This window comes from Pseudomonas sp. UC 17F4, from assembly GCF_900101695.1.
Lineage (GTDB): Bacteria > Pseudomonadota > Gammaproteobacteria > Pseudomonadales > Pseudomonadaceae > Aquipseudomonas.
The window spans coordinates 1,180,805-1,201,948 of record NZ_FNKV01000001.1 but is presented as its reverse complement, the minus strand read 5'-3'; the positions used below and the strand labels follow the sequence as shown (position 1 = coordinate 1,201,948).

The 21,144-nt window shown below is 63.9% G+C and carries 19 protein-coding genes; 10 read left to right on the top strand and 9 right to left on the bottom strand.

Annotation, left to right across the window (positions count from 1 at the left end):
* The first annotated feature begins 10 nt into the window (after positions 1-10).
* Together BLR26_RS05450 and rarD are read left to right on the top strand one after the other, a co-directional pair.
* A complete protein-coding gene (locus tag BLR26_RS05450) occupies positions 11-985 on the top strand; it encodes a serine/threonine protein kinase (RefSeq protein ID WP_093378854.1) in 975 nt (324 codons plus the stop codon).
* 65 nt (positions 986-1,050) lie between these two features.
* Entirely contained in the window at positions 1,051-1,938 is an 888-nt protein-coding gene (gene rarD / locus BLR26_RS05445; protein WP_045199195.1) for an EamA family transporter RarD, read from the top strand.
* A 97-nt stretch (positions 1,939-2,035) separates the two neighbouring features.
* Here rarD and BLR26_RS05440 read toward each other — a convergent pair whose 3' ends face one another.
* Positions 2,036-2,554 carry a glycine cleavage system transcriptional repressor gene (locus BLR26_RS05440; RefSeq protein WP_045199194.1) on the bottom strand — a complete coding sequence of 173 codons (519 nt, stop codon included), beginning with the start codon at positions 2,552-2,554 and terminating at the stop codon, positions 2,036-2,038.
* A gap of 435 nt (positions 2,555-2,989) precedes the next feature.
* Between BLR26_RS05440 and BLR26_RS05435 the strand changes: the two genes are divergently transcribed.
* Positions 2,990-5,167: a malate synthase G gene (locus BLR26_RS05435; protein ID WP_093378849.1), complete on the top strand. Its 2,178-nt coding sequence runs from the start codon at positions 2,990-2,992 to the stop codon at positions 5,165-5,167.
* Positions 5,168-5,235: 68 nt separating this feature from the next.
* Here the strand turns inward: BLR26_RS05435 and BLR26_RS05430 are convergent, their stop codons facing one another.
* The gene (locus BLR26_RS05430) at positions 5,236-5,679 is read right to left on the bottom strand and encodes a response regulator (protein ID WP_093378845.1); all 444 of its coding nucleotides are present in this window, start codon (positions 5,677-5,679) and stop codon (positions 5,236-5,238) included.
* A gap of 235 nt (positions 5,680-5,914) precedes the next feature.
* On the opposite strand from BLR26_RS05430, the gene BLR26_RS05425 reads away from it, so the two are divergent.
* The 7 genes from BLR26_RS05425 to BLR26_RS27270 all read left to right on the top strand — a co-directional run bounded on the left by BLR26_RS05425 (position 5,915) and on the right by BLR26_RS27270 (position 14,006).
* On the top strand, positions 5,915-7,852 hold the full coding sequence (locus BLR26_RS05425) for a DUF294 nucleotidyltransferase-like domain-containing protein (protein ID WP_093387254.1): 1,938 nt from the start codon (positions 5,915-5,917) through the stop codon (positions 7,850-7,852).
* The gene (locus tag BLR26_RS05420; protein WP_093378840.1) at positions 7,849-8,559 is read left to right on the top strand and encodes a 3'-5' exonuclease; all 711 of its coding nucleotides are present in this window, start codon (positions 7,849-7,851) and stop codon (positions 8,557-8,559) included. The genes BLR26_RS05425 and BLR26_RS05420 overlap by 4 nt, the downstream gene beginning before the upstream one ends.
* A gap of 95 nt (positions 8,560-8,654) precedes the next feature.
* Positions 8,655-9,173: an RNA polymerase sigma factor gene (locus BLR26_RS05415; RefSeq protein ID WP_093378835.1), complete on the top strand. Its 519-nt coding sequence runs from the start codon at positions 8,655-8,657 to the stop codon at positions 9,171-9,173.
* Positions 9,170-10,156 (top strand): FecR family protein, encoded by a 987-nt coding sequence (locus tag BLR26_RS05410; protein WP_093378830.1) that lies wholly within the window; start codon positions 9,170-9,172, stop codon positions 10,154-10,156. The genes BLR26_RS05415 and BLR26_RS05410 overlap by 4 nt, the downstream gene beginning before the upstream one ends.
* A gap of 93 nt (positions 10,157-10,249) precedes the next feature.
* Positions 10,250-12,694 (top strand): TonB-dependent siderophore receptor, encoded by a 2,445-nt coding sequence (locus tag BLR26_RS05405; protein ID WP_093378825.1) that lies wholly within the window; start codon positions 10,250-10,252, stop codon positions 12,692-12,694.
* A gap of 8 nt (positions 12,695-12,702) precedes the next feature.
* Entirely contained in the window at positions 12,703-13,836 is a 1,134-nt protein-coding gene (locus tag BLR26_RS05400; protein ID WP_045199179.1) for a PepSY-associated TM helix domain-containing protein, read from the top strand.
* Entirely contained in the window at positions 13,833-14,006 is a 174-nt protein-coding gene (locus BLR26_RS27270; protein WP_176794207.1) for a hypothetical protein, read from the top strand. Before BLR26_RS05400 ends, BLR26_RS27270 begins: the two co-directional genes overlap by 4 nt.
* Before the next feature lie 85 nt (positions 14,007-14,091).
* On the opposite strand, the gene BLR26_RS05395 is transcribed toward BLR26_RS27270, so the two are convergent.
* Genes BLR26_RS05395 through waaF form a run of 7 tightly spaced genes read right to left on the bottom strand, consistent with a single transcriptional unit; the run spans position 14,092 to position 21,052 of the window.
* Positions 14,092-15,534 carry a lipopolysaccharide kinase InaA family protein gene (locus tag BLR26_RS05395; protein ID WP_093378820.1) on the bottom strand — a complete coding sequence of 481 codons (1,443 nt, stop codon included), beginning with the start codon at positions 15,532-15,534 and terminating at the stop codon, positions 14,092-14,094.
* On the bottom strand, positions 15,534-16,286 hold the full coding sequence (locus BLR26_RS05390) for a lipopolysaccharide kinase InaA family protein (protein ID WP_093378815.1): 753 nt from the start codon (positions 16,284-16,286) through the stop codon (positions 15,534-15,536). Before BLR26_RS05390 ends, BLR26_RS05395 begins: the two co-directional genes overlap by 1 nt.
* Positions 16,283-17,017 carry a lipopolysaccharide kinase InaA family protein gene (locus BLR26_RS05385; RefSeq protein ID WP_045199173.1) on the bottom strand — a complete coding sequence of 245 codons (735 nt, stop codon included), beginning with the start codon at positions 17,015-17,017 and terminating at the stop codon, positions 16,283-16,285. The genes BLR26_RS05390 and BLR26_RS05385 overlap by 4 nt, the downstream gene beginning before the upstream one ends.
* Positions 17,017-17,823 carry a lipopolysaccharide core heptose(I) kinase RfaP gene (rfaP, locus tag BLR26_RS05380; protein ID WP_045199171.1) on the bottom strand — a complete coding sequence of 269 codons (807 nt, stop codon included), beginning with the start codon at positions 17,821-17,823 and terminating at the stop codon, positions 17,017-17,019. Before rfaP ends, BLR26_RS05385 begins: the two co-directional genes overlap by 1 nt.
* The gene (locus tag BLR26_RS05375; RefSeq protein ID WP_093378810.1) at positions 17,820-18,944 is read right to left on the bottom strand and encodes a glycosyltransferase family 4 protein; all 1,125 of its coding nucleotides are present in this window, start codon (positions 18,942-18,944) and stop codon (positions 17,820-17,822) included. Before BLR26_RS05375 ends, rfaP begins: the two co-directional genes overlap by 4 nt.
* A complete protein-coding gene (gene waaC / locus BLR26_RS05370; RefSeq protein ID WP_093378805.1) occupies positions 18,944-20,002 on the bottom strand; it encodes a lipopolysaccharide heptosyltransferase I in 1,059 nt (352 codons plus the stop codon). The genes BLR26_RS05375 and waaC overlap by 1 nt, the downstream gene beginning before the upstream one ends.
* On the bottom strand, positions 20,003-21,052 hold the full coding sequence (gene waaF, locus BLR26_RS05365) for a lipopolysaccharide heptosyltransferase II (protein ID WP_045199166.1): 1,050 nt from the start codon (positions 21,050-21,052) through the stop codon (positions 20,003-20,005).
* Positions 21,053-21,144 lie beyond the last annotated feature (92 nt).

The window sequence follows — 21,144 nt, the reverse complement described above, 5'->3', positions numbered from 1 at the left end:
AGGAGCGAGCATGTCCCACCCCTTTGAAACACTCACCCCCGACCTGGTCCTGGACGCCGTGGAAAGCATTGGCTTTCTCAGCGACGCCCGGGTGCTGGCACTCAACAGCTACGAGAACCGGGTCTACCAGGTGGGCATCGAAGGGGCTGAACCACTGATCGCCAAGTTCTACCGCCCGGACCGCTGGAGCGACGCGGCGATCCTCGAAGAACACAGCTTTACCGCGGAACTCGCCGAATGCGAAGTGCCGGTGGTGGCGCCACTGGTGCACAACGGCGAGACCCTGTTCGAGCACAGCGGCTTTCGCTTCACCCTGTTCCCGCGCCGCGGTGGTCGCGCGCCGGAGCCAGGCAATCTTGATCAGCTGTATCGCCTCGGGCAATTGCTCGGCCGCCTGCACGGGGTTGGCGCTACCCGCCCGTTCGAGCACCGCGAAGCGCTGGCGGTGGATAACTTCGGCCACGCCTCGCTGAACACCCTGCTCGAAGGCAACTTCATCCCTAAAAGCCTGCTGCCGGCTTTCGAATCGGTAGCCCGCGACCTGCTCAAGCGGGTCGAAGCGATCTACGCCAGCACTCCGCACCAGGTCATCCGCCTGCACGGCGACTGCCACCCGGGCAACATGATGTGCCGCGACGAAGTGTTCCACATCGTCGATCTCGACGACTGCCGCACCGGCCCGGCCGTGCAGGACCTGTGGATGATGCTTGCCGGCGAACGCCACGAGCGTCTTGGCCAACTCGCCGAGCTGATGGATGGCTACAACGAGTTCCACGATTTCGACCCGCGCGAGCTGGCGCTGATCGAGCCTCTGCGCGCCCTGCGCCTGTTGCATTACAGTGCCTGGCTGGCCCGGCGCTGGGACGATCCGGCGTTCCCGCGCAGCTTCCCCTGGTTCGGCCAGGAGCGCTACTGGGGCGACCAGATCCTCGCCCTGCGCGAACAAATGGCGGCGCTGGATGAAGAACCGCTGAAATTGTTCTGAAGCGCGTGCGAGTCTGTCTACAATAGCCCCCTGCTTTTAGATAGCTGCCTAAGCAAGGAATCTGCATGCACGCCGCCAACCCGCGCCGCGGGTACATCCTGGGCCTGAGCGCCTACATCATCTGGGGTTTGTTCCCGCTCTACTTCAAAGCGCTGCAAAGCGTCCCCGCGGTAGAAATCATCGTCCACCGGGTGCTCTGGTCGGCGCTGTTCGGCTCGTTGCTGCTGCTGGTCTGGAAACATCCGGGCTGGTTACGCGAACTGCGCGAAAACCCCAAGCGCCTGGCGATCCTGGCCCTGAGCGGCTCGCTGATCGCCGGCAACTGGCTGACTTACGTGTGGTCGGTGAACAACGGGCGCATGCTTGAAGCCAGCCTGGGCTACTACATCAACCCGCTGGTCAACGTGCTGCTGGGCATGCTTTTACTCGGTGAACGCCTGCGCCGTTTGCAGTGGGTCGCAGTAGGGCTGGCCGCGCTTGGGGTAGCGCAACAAGTTTGGCAGGTCGGTAGCCTGCCCTGGGTATCCCTGGTACTGGCGCTGAGCTTTGGTTTCTATGGCTTGATCCGCAAACAGGCGCCGGTCGCCGCCTTGCCCGGGCTGGTGGTGGAAACCTGGATGCTGGTGCCGCTGGCCATCGGCTGGATGCTGCTCAACCCCATGGCTCACAGCGCCCAGGCCAGTTTCTATACCAGTAGCGAAGCCTTGTGGCTGATAGCCGCAGGTCCGGTCACCCTGGTGCCGCTGGTGTGCTTCAACGCCGCCGCCCGGCACCTGCCCTACACCACCCTGGGCTTCTTACAGTACCTGGCGCCAACCCTGGTCCTGCTGCAGGCGGTGTGGCTGTTCGGCGAGCACCTGTCGAGCAGCACCTTGGTGGCCTTCATGTTCATCTGGGCGGGCCTGGCGCTGTACAGCGTCGACGCCTGGCTGAGCCTGCGCCGGCGCAGCTGATCAAAAAACACACAACCACCTGCAGGCCACGCCAATCGTGGCCTGCAGCGACATCTCCCAAGCTTATCCACAGGCGCATCCCCGATAACCGGGATAACTAATCCTCGGGGCGCAGGTTCAATTCGACCATCAGGTCGTCGGCCAATGCCTCCAGCTTGCCCTGCAACACCTCCAGCGACAGCGTCAGCGGCACCGCCAGCAAGGCATCGGCATGGAACAGCGGTTCGCTGCTCATCGGCGCCGGTCGCACCTCGGTGGTCAGGCGCTCGACGTTGACGCCCTGCTCGGCCAGCAGCCGGGTAATGTCGCGAACGATACCCGGGCGGTCATTGCCCACCAGCTCCATGGCGATCGGCTTCCAGGTGCAGGACGGCTCAATGCCGCTCTCGGCGATCAGCACACGAATGTCGTGCTTGATCAGGGCCTTCAGCGCCTCGACCAGTTCATCGTAGGACTCGGCCGGCACCGCTACCTTGAGAATGCCGGCAAATTGCCCGGCCATGCGCGACATGCGGCTCTCCAACCAGTTACCGTTATGCTCGGCAATGCATTGAGCGATCCGCTCGACCTGCCCGGCCTTGTCGGGGGCGATCACTGTCAATACGAGATGATCCACGCGCTAACCCTCTGCTTTTGACGTTCAGCCCCCGAAATCAAAGGGCGCGCAGAAAGTATAGGCAAGGCGCGGCAACCTGCCGCAGGAGCAGCGATTGACTAATCGTGTACTATTTCAAGATTTATCTGGAACAATCTGCCGCTTTTTTGAGAACATACGCACTCCCAGCGTGACCCTATGCGACCAATTGGTCGCAGAACGACGTATTTAGTCTGATTTTCACAACCGCAGCGCATCATGTAGTATGCCGCAGCGTGGACTACAAAACGTTGGATCGATGTCTGCCAAGGCGCCTGTGAAAATACGCCAACGCCTGCCAGCCTGTCTGGCAGGCCGCACCCAGCCGCCCACAAGGGCATGTTCTGGTGCCGTGTTTAGAGAAGCGCGCAAGGCTTAAATAGAAGAGCTGAATAGCTGAGCAGAGTGAGGCAAGCAATGACTGAACACGTTCAAGTCGGTGGCCTTCAGGTCGCCAAAGTCCTGTTCGACTTCGTGAACAACGAAGCCATTCCCGGAACCGGCGTCAACGCCGAACAATTCTGGGTGGGTGCGGAAAAGATCATCAACGACCTCGCTCCAAAGAACAAAGCACTGCTGGCCAAACGTGACGCACTGCAGGCGCAGATTGACGCCTGGCACCAGGCGCGCAAAGGCCAGGCTCACGATGCCGTGGCTTACAAGGCCTTCCTTCAGGACATCGGTTACCTGCTGCCAGAAGCTGCAGACTTCCAGGCCTCGACCCAGAACGTCGACGACGAAATCGCCCGCATGGCCGGCCCTCAGCTGGTCGTGCCGGTCATGAATGCCCGCTTTGCCCTGAACGCCTCCAACGCCCGTTGGGGTTCGCTGTACGACGCGCTGTATGGCACTGATGCCATCAGCGAAGCCGGCGGCGCAGAAAAAGGCAAAGGCTACAACAAGGTTCGCGGCGACAAGGTGATTGCCTTCGCCCGCGCCTTCCTCGACGAATCGGCGCCACTGGCTGCCGGCTCCCATGTCGACTCCACTGCCTACCGCATTGAAGGCGGCAAGCTGGTGGTCGCCCTCAAGGGTGGCAGCAACAGCGGCCTGCGCGACGATGCCCAGCTGATCGGCTATCAGGGCGACGCTTCGGCGCCGACTGCGATCCTGCTCAAGCACAACGGCCTGCACTTCGAAATCCAGATCGACGCCAGCACCCCGGTCGGCCAGACCGACGCCGCCGGGGTCAAGGACGTGCTGATGGAAGCCGCCCTGACCACCATCATGGACTGCGAAGACTCGGTTGCCGCCGTCGATGCCGACGATAAAGTGGTGATCTACCGCAACTGGCTGGGCCTGATGAAAGGCGACCTGGCCGAAAGCGTCAGCAAAGCTGGCCAGACCTTCACCCGGACCATGAACCCGGACCGCGAATACACCGCGCCTAACGGTGGTTCGGTCAGCCTGCACGGCCGTTCGCTGCTGTTCGTGCGTAACGTCGGGCACCTGATGACCATCGACGCCATCCTCGACAAGGACGGCAACGAAGTGCCGGAAGGCATCCTCGATGGCCTGGTTACCAGCCTCGCCTCGATGCACAACCTCAATGGCAACACCAGCCGCAAGAACAGCCGCACCGGCTCCATGTACATCGTCAAACCGAAGATGCATGGCCCGGAAGAAGCTGCGTTCACCAACGAGCTGTTCGGCCGCATCGAAGATGCCCTGGGCCTCAAGCGCAACACCCTGAAAGTCGGGATCATGGACGAGGAGCGCCGCACCACGGTCAACCTCAAGGCCTGTATCCAGGCGGCCAGCGAGCGCGTGGTGTTCATCAACACCGGCTTCCTCGACCGTACCGGTGACGAAATCCACACCTCCATGGAAGCCGGCGCCGTGGTGCGCAAAGGCGCCATGAAGACCCAGAAGTGGATCGGCGCCTACGAAAACTCCAACGTCGATATCGGCCTGGCCACCGGCCTGCAAGGCCGCGCCCAGATCGGTAAAGGCATGTGGGCCATGCCGGACCTGATGGCCGACATGCTCGAGCAGAAGATCGCCCACCCGCTGGCCGGTGCCAACACCGCCTGGGTACCGTCGCCGACTGCTGCGGCCCTGCACGCCCTGCACTACCACAAGGTTGATGTGTTCGCCCGTCAGGCGGAACTGGCCAAGCGTACACCGGCTTCGGTCGATGACATCCTGACCATCCCGCTGGCGACCGATACCAACTGGTCGGACGAAGAAAAGCGCAACGAACTGGACAACAACGCTCAGGGCATCCTCGGTTACGTGGTGCGCTGGATCGACCAGGGTGTCGGTTGTTCGAAGGTGCCGGACATCAACGATGTCGGCCTGATGGAAGACCGCGCCACCCTGCGGATTTCCGCACAGTTGCTGGCCAACTGGCTGCGTCACGGCGTGGTCAGCGAAGCGCAGGTTCTGGAGAGCCTCAAGCGCATGGCGCCGGTGGTCGACAAGCAGAACGCCAACGACCCGCTGTACCGCCCGCTGGCTCCGGACTTCGACAACAACATCGCCTTCCAGGCGGCGGTCGAGCTGGTCGTCGAAGGCAGCAAGCAACCGAATGGTTACACCGAGCCGGTGCTGCATCGTCGTCGTCGCGAGTTCAAGGCCCGGAACGGCCTGTAATCGCGTTGTCTTCATCGCGGGTCAAGTCGGAGCGGCGGTGCGCCGATCCGACTTGACCCGTGATGGCTTCAGCCTATCCCCAGTTCCCTGCGCACCAACCCCACCAGCTTGTCCAGATCGATCGGCTTGAGCAGAAAGTCGACGACGCTCAAGTGCATCGCCTCGATGGCGTCTTTCACATCCGCAGCCCCTGAGACGATGATGATCGGCATCGCCGCGCGCTCCGATTCGCGAATCTGACGTATCAACTCAAGCCCACCGAACGAGCCCATGCGCAGGTCGGTAATCACCAGACCGATACCGCGCTCCTTGGCCAGGCACTCCAGCGCCTGCTTGCCGCTGTTGGCGGTCAGGCATTTGATGCGTTTTGAACTCAGGTACCTGGCCAGGGCATCGCGGGCCACACGGTTGTCGTCGACGATCAAAACCTTGGGCGGCGCAGCCTCAGGCGCAATCACCGATGCCAGGGCTTTGCGCTCGGCTTCGCTCAGTATGTCTTCGTGGTCGGACATGGCTGTCTCATCATCAATGACCTGCAAAATGTCCTGTGAATCAAGTTCAGACCGCATTGAGATTACTTGCAAACTGCCTTTCGTCGGCAAATTGACACATGACGCAACGCTTCAACAGCCTGACGCAGTTTATAGACTTACGTCCAATGGGCACTGAGCAGCCCGCGGCCGACCATGAACAACGAAAACAACAAGGTCGATGGTCACAGCTCGACACAAAGACGCGGTAATGCTCATGAGCAAAAAGGACGCCTTCGCCCAGGCAGGAAAGACTGCAGTCATGCAGAACATCCAGGGGACCATGCAGTTTCTGCAACGCTTTCCACCCTTCAATCAGATGGAGAACGCCCACCTGGCGTTTCTCGTCGAACAGTGCCAACTGCGCTTCTATGCGGCCAATGACAGCATCATCAAGCCCAGCGACGGCCCGGTCGAGCACTTCTACATCGTCAAGCAGGGCCGGGTGGTCGGTGAGCGTCAGCACGTAAGCCGCCCGGGCACCGAAACCACCTTCGAGATCACCAGCGGCGAGTGCTTCCCGCTCGCCGCCCTGCTCGGCGAACGGGCGACCCGTACCGAACACCTGGCCGGCGAAGATACCTTTTGCCTGCAATTGAACAAGGCCGCGTTCATCCGCCTGTTCACCCTGTCCGAAGCCTTCCGCGACTTCGCCCTGCGCGGGGTCAGCAGCCTGCTCGACCAGGTCAACCAGCAGGTCCAGCGCCGCGCGGTGGAAACCCTCGGCAACCAGTATTCACTGAACACCCGCCTGGGCGAGCTGGCCATGCGTCACCCGGTAGTCTGCGACCCGGCCACGCCGTTGCGTGAAGCGGTGCGGCTGATGCACGAGCAACAGGTCGGCAGCATTGTCATCGTCGACGAGCAGCGCTTTCCCATCGGCATCTTCACCCTGCGCGACCTGCGCCAGGTGGTGGCCGATGCCAGCGCCGACTTCGCTCAGCCAATCAGCCGGCACATGACCGCCGCGCCGTTCTACCTGAGCCCGCAAGCCAGCGCCTTCGACGCCGCCATCGCCATGACCGAGCGGCATATCGCCCACGTCTGCCTAGTCGAAGAACGGCGCTTGTGCGGCGTGGTGTCCGAGCGGGACCTGTTCTCCCTGCAACGGGTCGACCTGGTGCACCTGGCGCGCACCATCCGCCACGCCAGCCGGGTCGAAAACCTGGTATCGCTACGCGGCGAAATCAGCCAGCTGGTTGAACGCATGCTCGCCCATGGCGCGTCTTCGACGCAGATCACCCAGATCATCACCCTGCTCAACGACCACACCGTGTGCCGGGTGATCGAGCTGGCCATCGAAGACAAGGGCGACCCGGGCGTGCCCTTCAGCTGGCTGTGCTTCGGCAGCGAAGGCCGCCGCGAACAGACCCTGCACACCGATCAGGACAACGGCATCCTCTTCGAAGCCCGCGATGCCGCCCATGCCGCCGAACTACGCGGGCGCCTGTTGCCGCTGGCCCAGCACATCAATCAGGGCCTGGCGCAATGCGGCTTCAACCTGTGCAAGGGCAACATCATGGCCGGCAACCCCGAGCTGTGCCTGTCCCGCGCCGAATGGGCACGGCGCTTTGCCGCTTTCATTCGCGAAGCCACGCCCCAAAACCTGCTGGCGTCGAGCATTTACTTCGACCTGCGGGTGGTCTGGGGCGACGAACAGGCCTGTGAGCAACTGCGCCAGAGCATCCTCGAGCAGGTAGCCGACAACCGCCTGTTCCAGCGCATGATGGCCGATAATGCCCTGCGCCAGCGCCCGCCGGTGGGACGTTTCCGGGAGTTCGTGCTGACCCGCCAGGGTAACGACAAGGCCGCCACTCTCGACCTCAAGGTCCAGGGCCTGACGCCGTTCGTCGATGGCGCACGGTTACTGGCCCTGGCCAACGGCATCGGCGCCAACAACACCCTGGAGCGCCTGCGCCAACTGGTGGCCAGGCAAGTGATCGACCCGCTCGACGGCGCCGCCTATGAAGAGGCCTACCACTTCATTCAGCAAACCCGCATGCAGCAACATCAATTGCAAAGCCGGCAGAACCTGCCCTACTCCAACCGGGTCGACCCCGACAGCCTCAACCACCTGGACCGGCGCATCCTGCGCGAGTCGCTGCGCCAGGCCCAGCGCCTGCAAAGCAGCCTGGCCCTGCGGTACCAGCTATGAGCCTGTTTGCCTGGCTGCGCCCCAGCCAACCGCGGCTCGACGAGCACCTGCGCCAGCGCGTGGAGCAACTGACAGCCCCCGCGCCGCTGGCCGAACACAGCCTGCGCCAGCAGCGCTGGGTGGTGCTCGACCTGGAAACCAGCGGCCTGAACCTCAACCGCGACCAGGTGCTGTCGATTGGCGCGGTGGTGATCGAAGACGGTGCCATCGACTTCAGCCAGCAGTTCGAACGCACCCTGCACCAGCGGGACCACAAGCTCACCTCCAGTGTGCTGATCCACGGCCTGGGCCCCAGCGCCATCGCCGCTGGCAGTGATCCAGCCCAGGCGCTGCTGGAGCTGATGGACTTTATCGGCGACAGCCCGCTGCTGGCGTTTCATGCACCGTTCGATCAACGCATGCTTAGCCGAGCGCTGAAGGACCACCTGGGCTATCGCCTGCAGCATCCGTTCTTCGATGTCGCCGAGCTGGCACCGCTGCTCAACCCGCAGATCACCCTGCGTGAAGCCGGGCTGGATGACTGGACCGCCTACTTTGGCCTTGAGGCCGCCGAACGGCACAACGCCAGCGCCGATGCCATGGTCACCGCCGAGCTGGCGCTGATTCTGTTCAGCCAGGCCCGCCGCCAGCAGCTGGACAGCCCGGCCTTGCTCGACCAGCAGTTGCACCGCCTGCGCAGGCGGCGGCAACAAAGTCATGGCTTTTAAGCATCATCCGATGAGCGTGAATTGCGTCTAATGGGGAGCTTCTGCGACAATCGCGAATAATTCTCGTTAGTTAACGCATCTTTTCGGGGAACGCCTTGTCGTCTGTGCAAAGCCCACACACTGAGCTGGTCGGTACGCTTTACCGCGACCATCGCAGTTGGCTGCTCGCCTGGCTGCGGCGCAACATCGCCTGCGCCGAGCGCGCCGAAGACCTGAGCCAGGACACCTTCGTGCGCCTGCTCGGGCGCGAGCAATTGCCGGCGCCACGCGAACCCCGGGCGTTCCTCCTGGCCATTGCCAAGGGCCTGCTGTTCGACCACTTTCGCCGCGCGGCACTGGAACAGGCGTACCTGGCCGAACTGATGCTCATCCCCGAAGCCGAACAGCCCTCTGCGGAAGAACAGCACCTGATCCTCGAAGACCTCAAGGCCATCGACCGCCTGCTCGGCAAGCTGTCGAGCAAAGCCCGGGCGGCGTTCCTGTACAACCGCCTGGACGGCCTGGGCCATGGCGAGATCGCCGAGCGTCTGGGGGTTTCCGTGTCGCGGGTGCGCCAGTACCTGGCCCAGGGCATGCGCCAGTGCTACGTGGCGCTGTACGGTGAGCCGACATGAACAGCAAGCCGGTTTCGGCGCGGGTACTGGATGCCGCGATCGCCTGGCAGCTGTGCCTGGACTCGGGCAGCGGCAGCGGCAGCGCCGATGAGCGCGCCGAGTTCGCCCGCTGGCACGCCGCCAGCGAAGAGCACGCCCGTGCCTGGCTGCAACTGGGCATGCTCGACCAGCGCTTCAGCGCCGCTGCCGGCCCTGCGCGCCAGGCCCTGCTGCAATCACGCGCCGGCCTGCGCCAGCGGGTGCGCAAGCTGGGCAGCGGCCTGGCCAGCCTGGTGCTGGTGGTCGGCCTGCTGAGCTGGGTCAGTGCCCATCAATCGCTGGGCTATTGGTTGGCCGACCAGCGCACCGGCACCGGCGAGCAGCGTACCTTGCGCCTCACCGACGGCACCCTGATCAGCCTCAACACCCATTCGGCGGTGGATATCCGCTTCGACGAGAAACAGCGCCTGATCGTCCTGCACGAAGGCGAAATCTCCATCGAGACCGGCCACAAGGACGATCGTCCGTTTGTAGTCACCACCGAAGACGGTCGCCTGCGTGCCCTGGGAACGCGCTTCCTGGTCAAGCTCGAAGATCAGGGCACACGCCTGAGCGTGCTGCAGTCGGCAGTAGCGGCGCGCCCGCAAGACAGCGGCGACGAGCAGATTTTCAAGGAAGGCCAGCAGGTGCTGATGAACCACGACCGCCTGGGCCGCGCCGACGGCCTGGCCGCCGGAGCCGATGCCTGGACCCGCGGCATGCTGGTGGTCGACAACGTGCGCCTGGCCGATCTGGTCGAGGAGCTGGGGCGTTACCGCAGCGGGCACCTGGGGGTTGCTACGGATGTGGCCGACCTGCGCATTACCGGCAGCTTCCCGCTCAATGATATCGACCTGGCACTGACCTCGTTGCTACCGACCTTGCCGGTGCAGATCGAGCAGCGCACGCCGTGGTGGGTGACGGTGGTGGCTAAAAGCGATACGCCGGCGAGCAGCGTGAAATAAAAATCAAAATTATTTTCACTAACCCCTGACACTTTTTCCAACTCACTCGGCAAGGAAGCTAGTTAGCACTTACTTCCGTCGAGGAGCCGCTGTATGTCCCGCGCTTTTGAGAACTTCCTGCGTCCCGGTCTGCTGGCCGTGGCCATTGCCCTGACAGCACCTCTGGCGAGCAGCCCGCTGATCGCTGCCGTGCAATCGGCCACCCTGCGCAGCTACAACCTGCCTGCCGCGCCGCTGTCGACCACGCTCAACCAGATCGCCAGCCAGGCTGGCATCGCCCTGGCCCTGGACCCGAGCCTGGCCAGCGGCCGCACCTCGGCGCCGGTCAACGGCCAGTACGATGGCGTCGGCGCCCTGCAAGCGGCCCTGCGCGGCACCGGCCTGCAACTGCAGCAGAGCAGCGCCGGCACCTACAGCCTGATCGCCACCCCCGAGGGTACCCTGGCGCTGCCGGAAACCAGCGTCAACGCGCGCAGCGACTACGAAAGCGCCTGGGGCCCGGCCACCGGTTTTACCGCCACGCGCACCGCCGCTGGTACCAAAACCGACACCCCGATCGTTGAAGCACCCCGCTCGATGAGCGTGATCACCCGTGAACAACTGGACGACCGCCAGGTTCTCAACCTCAACGACGCGCTGCGCTACACCGCTGGCGTACAAAGCAGCGGCTATGGCTCCGACACCCGCGCCGACTGGCTGCGGGTACGCGGTTTCGACCCGACCCAGTTCCTCGACGGCCTGCCTTTGCCCAAAGGCTCGTTCGCCAACCCGAAGGTCGAGCCGTGGAACCTTGAGCGCATTGCCGTGCTGCGCGGCCCGGCCTCGTCGGTGTATGGCCAGACCCCGCCCGGCGGCATGCTCGACATGGTCAGCCGTCGCCCCCAGGCTGAAAGCGCCCACCAGGTCGAAGCCCAGGTTGGCAGCAACAACCACCGCCAGATCAACTTCGACAGCACCGGCAAGATCGATGACGACGGCCAGTTCCTGTATCGCGTCAGCGGCGTGGTACGCGACAGCGGCGCACCGACCGACCACGTTCCAGACAAGCGCTACAACCTCGCGCCCAGCCTGACCTGGAACATGGATGAAGACACCAGCCTGACCTTCATCACCCAGTTCACCCGTGACGATACCGGTATCAGCGGCCAGTTCCTGCCGCTGCAGGGCACCAAGCTGGGCTCGCCGGCTGGCGACATCTCCCACCACAAGAACCTCGGTGACCCGGACTGGGAGTTCTACGATCGCACCTACTACGCCCTGGGCTATGCCTTCGAGCACCGTCTGAACGATGTCTGGCAGTTCCGTCAGAACCTGCGCTATACCAAGAGCGACCTGTCGTTCCAGGGCATCAACGTCGCGACCATGAACAACGATACCTCCACCCCAGGCGGCAGCGTCGAAGCAGACGGCAGCGTCCCGCGTGAAACCGGCATCGTCAACGAAGACATCAGCCAGTTCGCCGTCGACAACAACTTCCAGGCCGACTTCCAGACCGGCGCCCTGAGCCACACCCTGCTGATCGGCCTCGATCACCAGCGCTCGAACACCAATTACCGCTGGGACTACGGCCTGGCCTTCAGCGTGCCGCCAGGCAACGTGATCAACCCGCCGTACGGCCAGGACTTCTCCAAGGTGTCGTACTTCACCATGTACGACTACGGCCAGAAAACCCGCCAGACCGGCTTCTACATTCAGGACCAGATCGCCCTCGACAACTGGCGCCTGACCCTGGGCGGGCGTGAAGACTGGGTGCACACCGGCACCACCTTCCACAACCAGAACGATGCCACCAGCACCGAGCGCGACAAGGCCTTCACCGGCAACATCGGCCTGAGCTACGTGTTCGACAATGGCGTAACCCCGTACATCTCCTACACCGAGTCGTTCCAGCCGACCACCGGCGCCGCCGTCGCCTCCACTGACTCGTTCAAACCCACCGAAGGCCGCCAGTACGAAGTCGGCATCAAGTACCAGCCGGTGGGCAGCAAGAACCTCTACACCGCTGCCGTGTATGACTTGCGCCAGGACAACGTGAAAGTTACCGAAGGCAACATTACCCAGCAGGTTGGCCAGTTGCAGGTCCGCGGCCTGGAACTGGAAGCCACCACCCAGGTGACAGAGAACCTCAAGGTGATCGGTTCCTACAGCTACACCGATACCGAGATCCTCAAGGGTGCGGCCAACGAGCAAGGCAACCGCATGGCCCTGATCCCGCGCAACCAGGCGACCCTGTGGGCCGACTACACCTGGCACAACGGCCTGCTCGACGGCTTCGGCGTCGGCGGTGGCGTGCGCTATGTCGGTGACAACTACGGCAACACCACCAACACCGATCTGGGCTATGTCGGCTCCTACACCGTCTACGACGCCTCGGTGCACTACGACCTGGGCCGCAAGGTCAGCACGCTCAAAGGCATGACCGTCGCCGTCGAGGCCAAGAACCTGTTCAACAAGGACTACCTGGCCAACTGCGACGGTTACTGGTGCTACTACGGTGACGAGCGCAACGTGGTTGCCAGCGTCAACTACAAGTTCTAAGGCCGCGGATGAACAGCCGAACCATCCGCCGCTGGTCCTTCGTGCATACCTGGACCAGCCTGATCTGCACCCTGTTCCTGCTGATGCTGGCAGTCACTGGCTTGCCGCTGATCTTTCATCACGAGATCGACCACCTGCTGGGCGATGCCCCCGAGCTCAAGGAGATGCCGGCCGACACGCCCAGGCTCGACTTGCAGGAACTGGTGCTCAAGGCCCAGGCCCATCGCCCCGGTGAAGTGATGCAATACTTCGGCTGGGATGAAGACGACCGCAACGGCGTGGTCGCGATCATGGCCGCTACCGCAGGTACCGAGCCGAACTCGTCGCACACCTTCATGCTCGATGCACGCAGCGGCGAAGCGGTGGAAATGCCTTCGGCCAACGGCGGTTTCATGATGACCATGCTGCGCCTGCACGTGGACATGTTTGCCGGCCTGCCCGGCAAACTGCTGCTGGCGTTCATGGGGCTGTTGTTCGTGGTGGCGATCATCTCTGGCGTGGTGCTCTATGCGCCGTTCATGCGCCGGCTGAAGTTCGCTACGGTGCGCAACGACAAATCCACGCGTCTGCGCTGGCTCGACCTGCACAACCTGATCGGCATCGTCACCCTGACCTGGGCGCTGGTGGTGGGCGTCACCGGGGTGATCAGCGCGCTGTCGGACCTGGTCATCGCCGCCTGGCGCAACGACAGCCTGACGGCGATGGTTGCGCCCTACCGCGATGCACCGCCGCTGACCGAACTGGCACCGGTCAGCCGTGTGCTGGATATCGCCGCCGACGCCGCACCGGGCATGCAGCCGGACTTCATCGCCTTCCCCGGTACGCGTTTCTCCAGCGAGCACCACTATGCGGTGTTCATGAAAGGCAGCACCCACCTGACCGCGCACCTGCTGACGCCGGTGCTGATCGACGCGAGCAACCTGCAAGTCACCGCCATCGGCGACCGCCCCTGGTACATGGACGCCATGGGCCTGTCGCAGCCGCTGCACTTTGGTGACTACGGCGGCCGGCCAATGCAGATCCTCTGGGCAGTGCTGGATGTGCTGACCATCATCGTCCTGGGTAGCGGCGTGTACCTTTGGGTGGTGCGCCGGCGGGCCAGCAAGCCGCTGGTTGCGGCGCAGATGGAGACGCTGCAATGAAGCGCAAGACGTCAGGTTTCTGGAGCGTATTCGCCATACCGACAGTCATTGCCCTGCTGGGCGCGCTAGGGCTGTTTGCTGCCCTGCTCGGCGATGGCTGGTGGGATGCACTGGCCTGGGTAGGGCTGGGGCTGCCGGCTCTTTACAGTTTGCGAGGCTTGGCGAGATAGCTATCGCGGGTCAAGCCCGCTCCCACAGCATGGGTCCTGTAGGAGCGGCGGTGCGACGACTCGACTTGACCCGCGAAGCGCTTGATTAGCTCACCAGCTTCGGCAGGCACTCATCCAGCCGCTTGTACAGCGCACTGCCAGCGGGCCAGTTACGCAACAGCCGCGCGCGGTCGCGGGCGAAGGCCTGGGCGAAGCTCCTCTGGGTGGCGTGCTGGCACATGGCATCGAGGTCGATCAGCGACCATTGGCCGTCCTGCCAGAACAGGTTGTGGCCTTTCATGTCGCCATGGCTGATGCGCTCGTGGATCAGTTGCCCAAGCAGCTGTTGCAGGGCCTGCAACTGCTCCTCTGGCACCTCGCCAGACTCGACATAAGGCGCAAAACAGGCCAGCAAGTCCGGGCCATCGGCATACTCGGTAACCAGGTAGGCGCGGCTGCGCAAGCCCATGAAGCGCAGCTCCTGCACCGCCAGCGGCTTGGGCGTGGCAATGCCGAGAAACTCCAGGCGATGCCCTTCGATCCACGAATGCCAGGCCCGGCTCGGACGCCAGAAGCGCTTGAACCAGTGGGCGGTGTTCTTGATGTTGTAGCGCTTGAGCACCAGCGGCCGGCCATCGACCTCGACTTTCGCGACACTGGCAGCGCCGCCGGTCTTGTACAGGTGGCCCTGGTCGATCAGCGCATCGGCCTGCTCCAGCACTGGCAGCATGGCGGCCACTTCAGTGCGGCGGATCGAACGCAGGCCCGACGGGCCGCGCTCGACGCTGAACAGCGTGCACTCGCGCCCGGCCTTGTCGAGGTAGTCCTTCAGGCGCCAGCTGCGCACCTTGTCGATCTGCTTTTGCAGTGCTTCGAGCGGCAAGGCGTGCTCGGCGTTGGCCAGCAGGTAATGCACCAGCAGCTCTTCGATAAAAGGCTCCAGGCGCTTGGGCAACTGGGCGAACAGCACCCCGAGGTTGTGTAGCACTTGTTGGCGCGACAGGGGCTGGCCGAGGGTTTCGGCCTTGATCCCGGCGCCATCGATCAGATACAGCTGGCCGTCGTGACGCAGCAGGTTGTCCAGGTGCAGGTCGTCCTGCCACAGGCCCTTGGCGTGCATCTGCGCCACGGCGGTCAGCGCTTCGCCAAGTACCAGGTGCTGTTCATCGGCCAGCGGCGGCAGGGCTTCGACCTGCGCCCAGGCATCGGCCAGGCTTTGCGCGTTTTCGAGAAACTCGAACAGCAGCCAGCCACCCTCGCCTTCGCGCAAGCCATCGGCCAGCAGCAACGGCGTGGTCAGGCCCTGCGCGGCCAGCAGCCGTGCGCCGTCCAGCTCGCGTTGAAAATGCCGGGCGGCGCTGCTGCCAACCAGCAACTTGGCCAAAACCGGCTTGCCGCGCCAGATTCCGGCGCCGACGTAACGCTGGCCGGGCAACACCCGCAACAGGCTGAGCAATTGCAGCTCGGCGCTGCCAGCGGCGTCGGCCAGGCTGATGTTCAGCGGCAGGTCCGGGCTGCGCCCGGCATCCTTGAGTTCAGACAAACGCATCAGCGAGCCTCTTTCTCACGGCGGCGGCGCGTCAGGCGCTGCAGCCAGGTATCGACCAACGGGCTGTCGCTGGGCTGGTCCAGGTAGGACGAGAGCATCACCCGCACTTCGGCCTCACTCCAGATCGGCGCCCGGCGTAACAGCGGCTCAAGGTCTTTGAGGCGGTCGCGCATGCCCAGCAGCAACGGCCGGGTTTTCTCCAGGTCGATCAGTTGCGCCAACCAGCCGTCGCTGCGGGTGCGCAGGAAGATATGCTTGGGATAAAAGCAGCCATGCACCTGGTTGGCCGCGTGCAGGGTGCGCGCCAGCTGCCCGCAGGCGCGCAGGATGCCCTGGCGCTGGCCGATGTCCAGTTGTGGCCACTGCTCCAGCAGGCTGTCGAGGTCGCTCCACTCATCCAGGGCGCGGGTCATGAGGATCGCCCGGCGCTCGCCTTCAACCTTGCGCTCGCCGTAATACACCGCCTGCAATGCGGGAATGCCGAGCTTCTGGTAGCGGCTGATATTGCGAAACTCGCGGGCGAAGGTCGGCTCGCCAAACGGCTTGTGCAACGTGCGGGTCAGGTAGTCGCTCTGGCGCTTGAGGTAGTAGCCCTTGCCTTCAAGTTCCAGGCGATAGACGCTGCTCCAGCCGCCACGGCCGGTGTTGGGCTCATCCACCGCATCGAGCTGCAGGGCCCAGAGCTGGTCGAAGCCGTTGAGGCCATGGCGCTCAAGCAGTGCCTTATCGGCACCGGCAAGAAAATCAGTCATTCGCGTCCCTCGAAAAACGTCACCACATGACGAATGCGGCGCTTGTCCGATTCATTCAGACGCTCGCGCCCGCGGTACTGCAGGTAAAAGCGCAGGCGCTGGGTGTTGGACAAGTGATACTTGGCCACTTTGTCCAGGCACGCCAGGTCTTTGGTGATGCGGTAACGCAGCATGAAGCCCCACCAGAAATCGCCGGTCGGGCAGTCGATGAAGAATAGCGTGGCCTGGTCGTCCACCAGCAGGTTGCGCCACTTCAGGTCGTTATGGGTGAAGTGATGGTCATGCATGATCCGCGTATGGCGGGCCAGCTGACGGCTGATGTGATCGACCCAGGCGCGATCGGCCAGGCGCGCATCGTTGCGCTCGGCCAGGGCCGAAAGGTCTTCGGTGCGCGGCAGCTCGCGGGTGATCATCGCCCCGCGGCCGAACGCCAGGCCATTGCGCTCATGACCGAAGGCGACCACTTCGGCGGTGGGAATGTCCCACTTGGCGAACTGCTTGAGGTTCTGCCATTCAGCCTTGATCCGCGGCCGCCCGAGGTAGCGGCGCAAGCCTTTGCCGGCGCCGGTATAGCGTTTGACGTAATAGTTGACCCCGTCGCGCTCGACCCGGATCACTTCGCTCAGCGGGTCGTGGGTCAGGCGCTCGCCCTTGAGGGCGAATACCGCGTCGATACTGCCAAAATCCGTCGCCAGGGCCTGATACGCAGGCTCCAGTTTCCAACCCGCCATCAGAGCGCGTCTCCGTACCGTTGTTTACGCTCGTAGAGCTTGCGCGCCTTGCCTTCCAGCCAGGCCAGCAGCCCCGCTTCTTCGGCCAGGATCTGGCGTAGCGGCTGCTGGAAGTAGCCCCGCAAGAAGCGCAACTTGTCGCGCCGGGTCAGGCCGATGTCCAGCGCCGAGAAATACAGCGCGGCCAGGTCCTTGTCACGCCAGCGGCGAGAGATTTTCGCCCGGGTCTGGGCGCGGTGCAGGTCGATGACCGACAACTTGAAGTCATCGGCCGTCACCGGCCGGTCGGTGTGCAGCAAGAAGTGGCAGATGTAGCAGTCGCGGTGGTTGACCCCGGCGCGGTGCATCATGCCGGTCATGCGCGCCACTTCAGCGATCAGCGCACGCTTGAGGCGTGGCTGCGGCGGTTGCTTGAGCCAGTCGATGCTGAAGTCTTCAAGGCTGACGGTCGGTGCCAGCTCTTCAGTGACGATAAACGAATGCTGGGTCGCCGGGTTGTCGCCACGTTCGCCATAGGCAACCGCGGTCATGGTCGGCACGCCCACCTGGTGCAGGCGCTGGATAGCCTGCCATTCCTGGCCGGCACCGAGCACCGGCAGCTTGGCGGTGAACAGGTTCTTGAAGATCTCGCCCCAGCCGATGCCGCGGTGAATCTTGACGAAATAGCCACGGCCTTCGACCTCGGTGCGCAGGGTACGGCGGCCTTCCAGCTCGCGGTACACCTCGCCCTGCAAGGCCTCGACGGCCTCGAAGGCATCGCGCCCGGCCCACAGGCGCTTGAACGGCTCAGCCAATATCAGTTTCATGCGCGCTCCTGCGCCAGGATCACGTCGGCGGCATGCTCGGGCATGCTGTAGAGGTCGGCGGTATCGGCAAATGCCAGGCCATTGCGCGCCCAGTCGACGCGGGCCGAGCCGTCTTCGAGCATGCGTTGCAGGTAGCGATTGAGCTGCTCCTGCGCGAACGGCTCATCGAGCACCAGGCCGCTGTCGGCCTCGGCGATGTAATGGGCATAGCCGCACACGGCCGAGACCAGCACCGGCAGCCCGGCGACCAGTGCTTCAAGCAGCACGGTGCCGGTGTTTTCGTTGTAGGCCGGGTGAATCAGCAGGTCGGCGCCGAGCAGGAATCGCGGAATATCGCTGCGGCCCTTGAGGAACTGCACCTGCTCGGTCAGGCCGAGGGTCGCGCTTTGCAACTGGAACACCTTGGGGTCGTCCTGGCCGATGACCATCAGCCGCGTGCGCTTGCGCAAGGCCGACGGCAAGGCGGCCAGGGCCTTGAGGCTGCGGTCGACGCCCTTGGTCTTGAAGCCCGAACCGATCTGCACCAGCAGCAGCTGATCGTCTTTCAGGTCGAATTCGCGGCGGAACTCGGCGCGGATCTCGGCGGCATTGGCCGGCGCCCGGCGATCCTGGCTGATGCCGGGTGGCAGCAGGTGGAAGCGCTCGATCGGCGTGTCGTAGTGTTTGATGAACAGCGGCTGCTGGACTTCGGAGATCATCAGGATCTCGGTCTTGGCGTCCTTGGCGAACACCGCCCGCTCGTATTCAGCGAAATGCCGGTAACGGCCCCAACGCCGATACAGCGAATTACGCAGGGTCTGCGCCTTGTCTTCGAAGCAGCCGTCAGCAGCAAAGTAGACATCCAGCCCGGGCATCTTGTTGAAGCCGATCAGGCGATCGACCGGGCGCTTGGCCAGATCCGCTTGCATCCAGGCACTGAGCTTCTCGTTACGCCGGTGGTTGAACAGCGCCTTGACCGGTGCCACCAGCACCTCGAAGCCCTCGGGCACGTCACCTTCCCAGATCAGCGTATAGACGCGGATCTGATGACCGCGCCGCTGGCACTCCAGGGCAATGCGCATGAAGTCGCGCTGCAGGCCACCGAAGGGGAAATACTTGTACAGAACAAAAGCCAGTTGCATCAACGAACATCCTCAGCCAGCAGCAACGCGCGCAATTGGCTCGCCACACGCTCGGGATTCAGGCGAGTGAAGCACAGCGGCCACTCGCGTTTGAGATCGAACCGGCGCTGGTCATCAGCGCTCGGCTTGTAGGTACATTTTTTCTGCAGGCACGGCGCGCAGGCAAAATCGCTGGCGATGTGCACCTGGGACTTGCCATAGGCCCCGGTCAGCCCCGGGTTGGTCGGCCCGAACAGCGACAGGGTCGGCACATCCAGCGCCGCCGCCAGGTGACCAAGGCCGGTGTCCACGGCAATGCAGGCCTTGGCCGCCGCCAGCACCCGGGCAACACCCACCAGGTTGAGCTTGGGCAGTACCTGACAGTTGGCCAGGCCCTGGGCGATGCGCTCGGCACGCGCCTGTTCGGCCGGGTTGCCCCACGGCAAGCGTACCTGCAGGCCTTGCTGGCCAAGGCGTTCGGCCAACTGGCGCCAGTAGGCTTCCGGCCAGTGCTTGGTTGCCCAGGTGGTGCCGTGCAGGAACACCACGAACGGCGCCGCCGGCGGCAACTGCAGGCGGTTCAGGTCCAGGCCGTAATCACCCAGGCCTGCTGGCAGGTTGTAGCCCAGCGCCAGGGCAAACAACTGGCGTACCCGCTCTACCGCATGCTGGCCGCGCTCGACCGACAAACGCCGGTCGTAGAAGCGGCTGGACAGCCCTTCACGGGCCGAGTAACGGTCCATGCCGGCCACCGGCGCCTTGACGTAACGGGTCAGCCAGGCCGACTTGACCAGGCCTTGGGCGTCGATCACCAAATCGTACTTGCGCTCGCGCAGACGCTGCTTGAACTGGCGCCATTCGCCGCTCTTGAAGGTCTGCCAGAGGTTCTTGCGCCAGCGACGGATGGCCACCGGGATGATCGTGTCGACTGCCGGGTGCCAGCTGGGGATCTCGGCGAAGCCTTCTTCCACCACCCAGTCGAAGCGGATGCCGGGGATCGCCCGGGCAGCGTCGGTCAGCGCCGGCAGCGCGTGGATCACATCGCCCAGGGACGAGGTCTTGATCAGCAGTACCCGCACTTAGTCGACCTCGGCCATGACGTCGATCAGGCTCGGGCCGTTCAGGCGCTGCAACGCAGCTTCCACGGCTTCCGGTTCCAGCTGACGCAAGCAGTTGTAATGGCCGAAGCGACAGGTACGGTCGAAGCATGGGCTGCACTCCAGGCCCAGGCGCACCACCTCGACCTGATCGGCCAAAGGTGGGGTAAAGCCCGGCGAAGTAGAGCCGTAGACCGCCACCAGCGGGCGGTTCAGCGCCGCCGCCACGTGCATCAGCCCGGAATCGTTGGACACCACCGCATCGCTGCACGACAGCAGGTCGATGGCCTCGGCCAGCGAGGTTTCGCCGCTGAGGTTGGTTGCTTCTTCACGCAGGCCCGGGATCAGCCGCGCACGAATGGCCTCGCCGACCGCGTGGTCGTTCTTCGAGCCGAACAACCAGACCTGCCAGCCTTCGCGGATCTTGGTCTCGGCGACCTTGGCGTAATGCTCCGACGGCCAGCGCTTGGCTTCGCCGAACTCGGCACCGGGGCACAGTGCCAACACCGGGCGATCCAGGCTCAGGCCGAACTTGGCCAGGGCGGCGTCGCGGCTCGGCGCTTCGATCTGCAGGCTCGGGCGCGGGTACGGCTGCGGCAACTCGGCGCCGGCCGGGTAGGCCAGGGCCATGAAGCGCTCGATCATCAGCGGGTACTTGGCCTTGTCGAGCTTGCGCACGTCGTTGAGCAGGCCGAAACGCAGCTCGCCGCGCCAGCCGGTACGCTTGGGGATGCCGGCAAAGAACGGCACCAGCGCCGATTTCAGCGAGTTGGGCAGCAGGATCGCCTGGTCGTACTGGCCAGCCAGGGACTTGCCGATACGCCGGCGCGTGGCAAGCTCCAGCGCGCCGTGGCCGAGCGGGAAGCTCAAGGCCTGGCGCACTTCAGGCATGCGCTCGAGGATCGGCCGGCTCCACTCGGGCGCCAGCACATCGATCACACATTCCGGGTGACGCTGCTTCAGGCACTGGAACAGGGTCTGCGCCATTACCATGTCGCCCACCCAGCTGGGGCCAATGATCAAAATTCTCATGCTTTATCCAGAAACGATCAGGGAGGCTGCAAACTGTTCGCAAACAGCCTGGCCTCCCCTCTTTATATTCAGGCTATATGTCGACCAGTGTA

Bases quoted from the DNA above. Each gene is read 5' to 3' on its own strand.
- BLR26_RS05450 (WP_093378854.1), top strand. From the start codon at position 11: ATGTCCCACCCCTTTGAAACACTCACCCCCGACCTGGTCCTGGACGCC.
- rarD (WP_045199195.1), top strand. From the start codon at position 1,051: ATGCACGCCGCCAACCCGCGCCGCGGGTACATCCTGGGCCTGAGCGCC.
- BLR26_RS05435 (WP_093378849.1), top strand. From the start codon at position 2,990: ATGACTGAACACGTTCAAGTCGGTGGCCTTCAGGTCGCCAAAGTCCTG.
- BLR26_RS05430 (WP_093378845.1), bottom strand. From the start codon at position 5,679: ATGTCCGACCACGAAGACATACTGAGCGAAGCCGAGCGCAAAGCCCTG.
- BLR26_RS05425 (WP_093387254.1), top strand. From the start codon at position 5,915: ATGAGCAAAAAGGACGCCTTCGCCCAGGCAGGAAAGACTGCAGTCATG.
- BLR26_RS05420 (WP_093378840.1), top strand. From the start codon at position 7,849: ATGAGCCTGTTTGCCTGGCTGCGCCCCAGCCAACCGCGGCTCGACGAG.
- BLR26_RS05410 (WP_093378830.1), top strand. From the start codon at position 9,170: ATGAACAGCAAGCCGGTTTCGGCGCGGGTACTGGATGCCGCGATCGCC.
- BLR26_RS05405 (WP_093378825.1), top strand. From the start codon at position 10,250: ATGTCCCGCGCTTTTGAGAACTTCCTGCGTCCCGGTCTGCTGGCCGTG.
- BLR26_RS05400 (WP_045199179.1), top strand. From the start codon at position 12,703: ATGAACAGCCGAACCATCCGCCGCTGGTCCTTCGTGCATACCTGGACC.
- BLR26_RS27270 (WP_176794207.1), top strand. From the start codon at position 13,833: ATGAAGCGCAAGACGTCAGGTTTCTGGAGCGTATTCGCCATACCGACA.
- BLR26_RS05395 (WP_093378820.1), bottom strand. From the start codon at position 15,534: ATGCGTTTGTCTGAACTCAAGGATGCCGGGCGCAGCCCGGACCTGCCG.
- BLR26_RS05390 (WP_093378815.1), bottom strand. From the start codon at position 16,286: ATGACTGATTTTCTTGCCGGTGCCGATAAGGCACTGCTTGAGCGCCAT.
- BLR26_RS05385 (WP_045199173.1), bottom strand. From the start codon at position 17,017: ATGGCGGGTTGGAAACTGGAGCCTGCGTATCAGGCCCTGGCGACGGAT.
- rfaP (WP_045199171.1), bottom strand. From the start codon at position 17,823: ATGAAACTGATATTGGCTGAGCCGTTCAAGCGCCTGTGGGCCGGGCGC.
- BLR26_RS05375 (WP_093378810.1), bottom strand. From the start codon at position 18,944: ATGCAACTGGCTTTTGTTCTGTACAAGTATTTCCCCTTCGGTGGCCTG.
- waaF (WP_045199166.1), bottom strand. From the start codon at position 21,052: ATGAGAATTTTGATCATTGGCCCCAGCTGGGTGGGCGACATGGTAATG.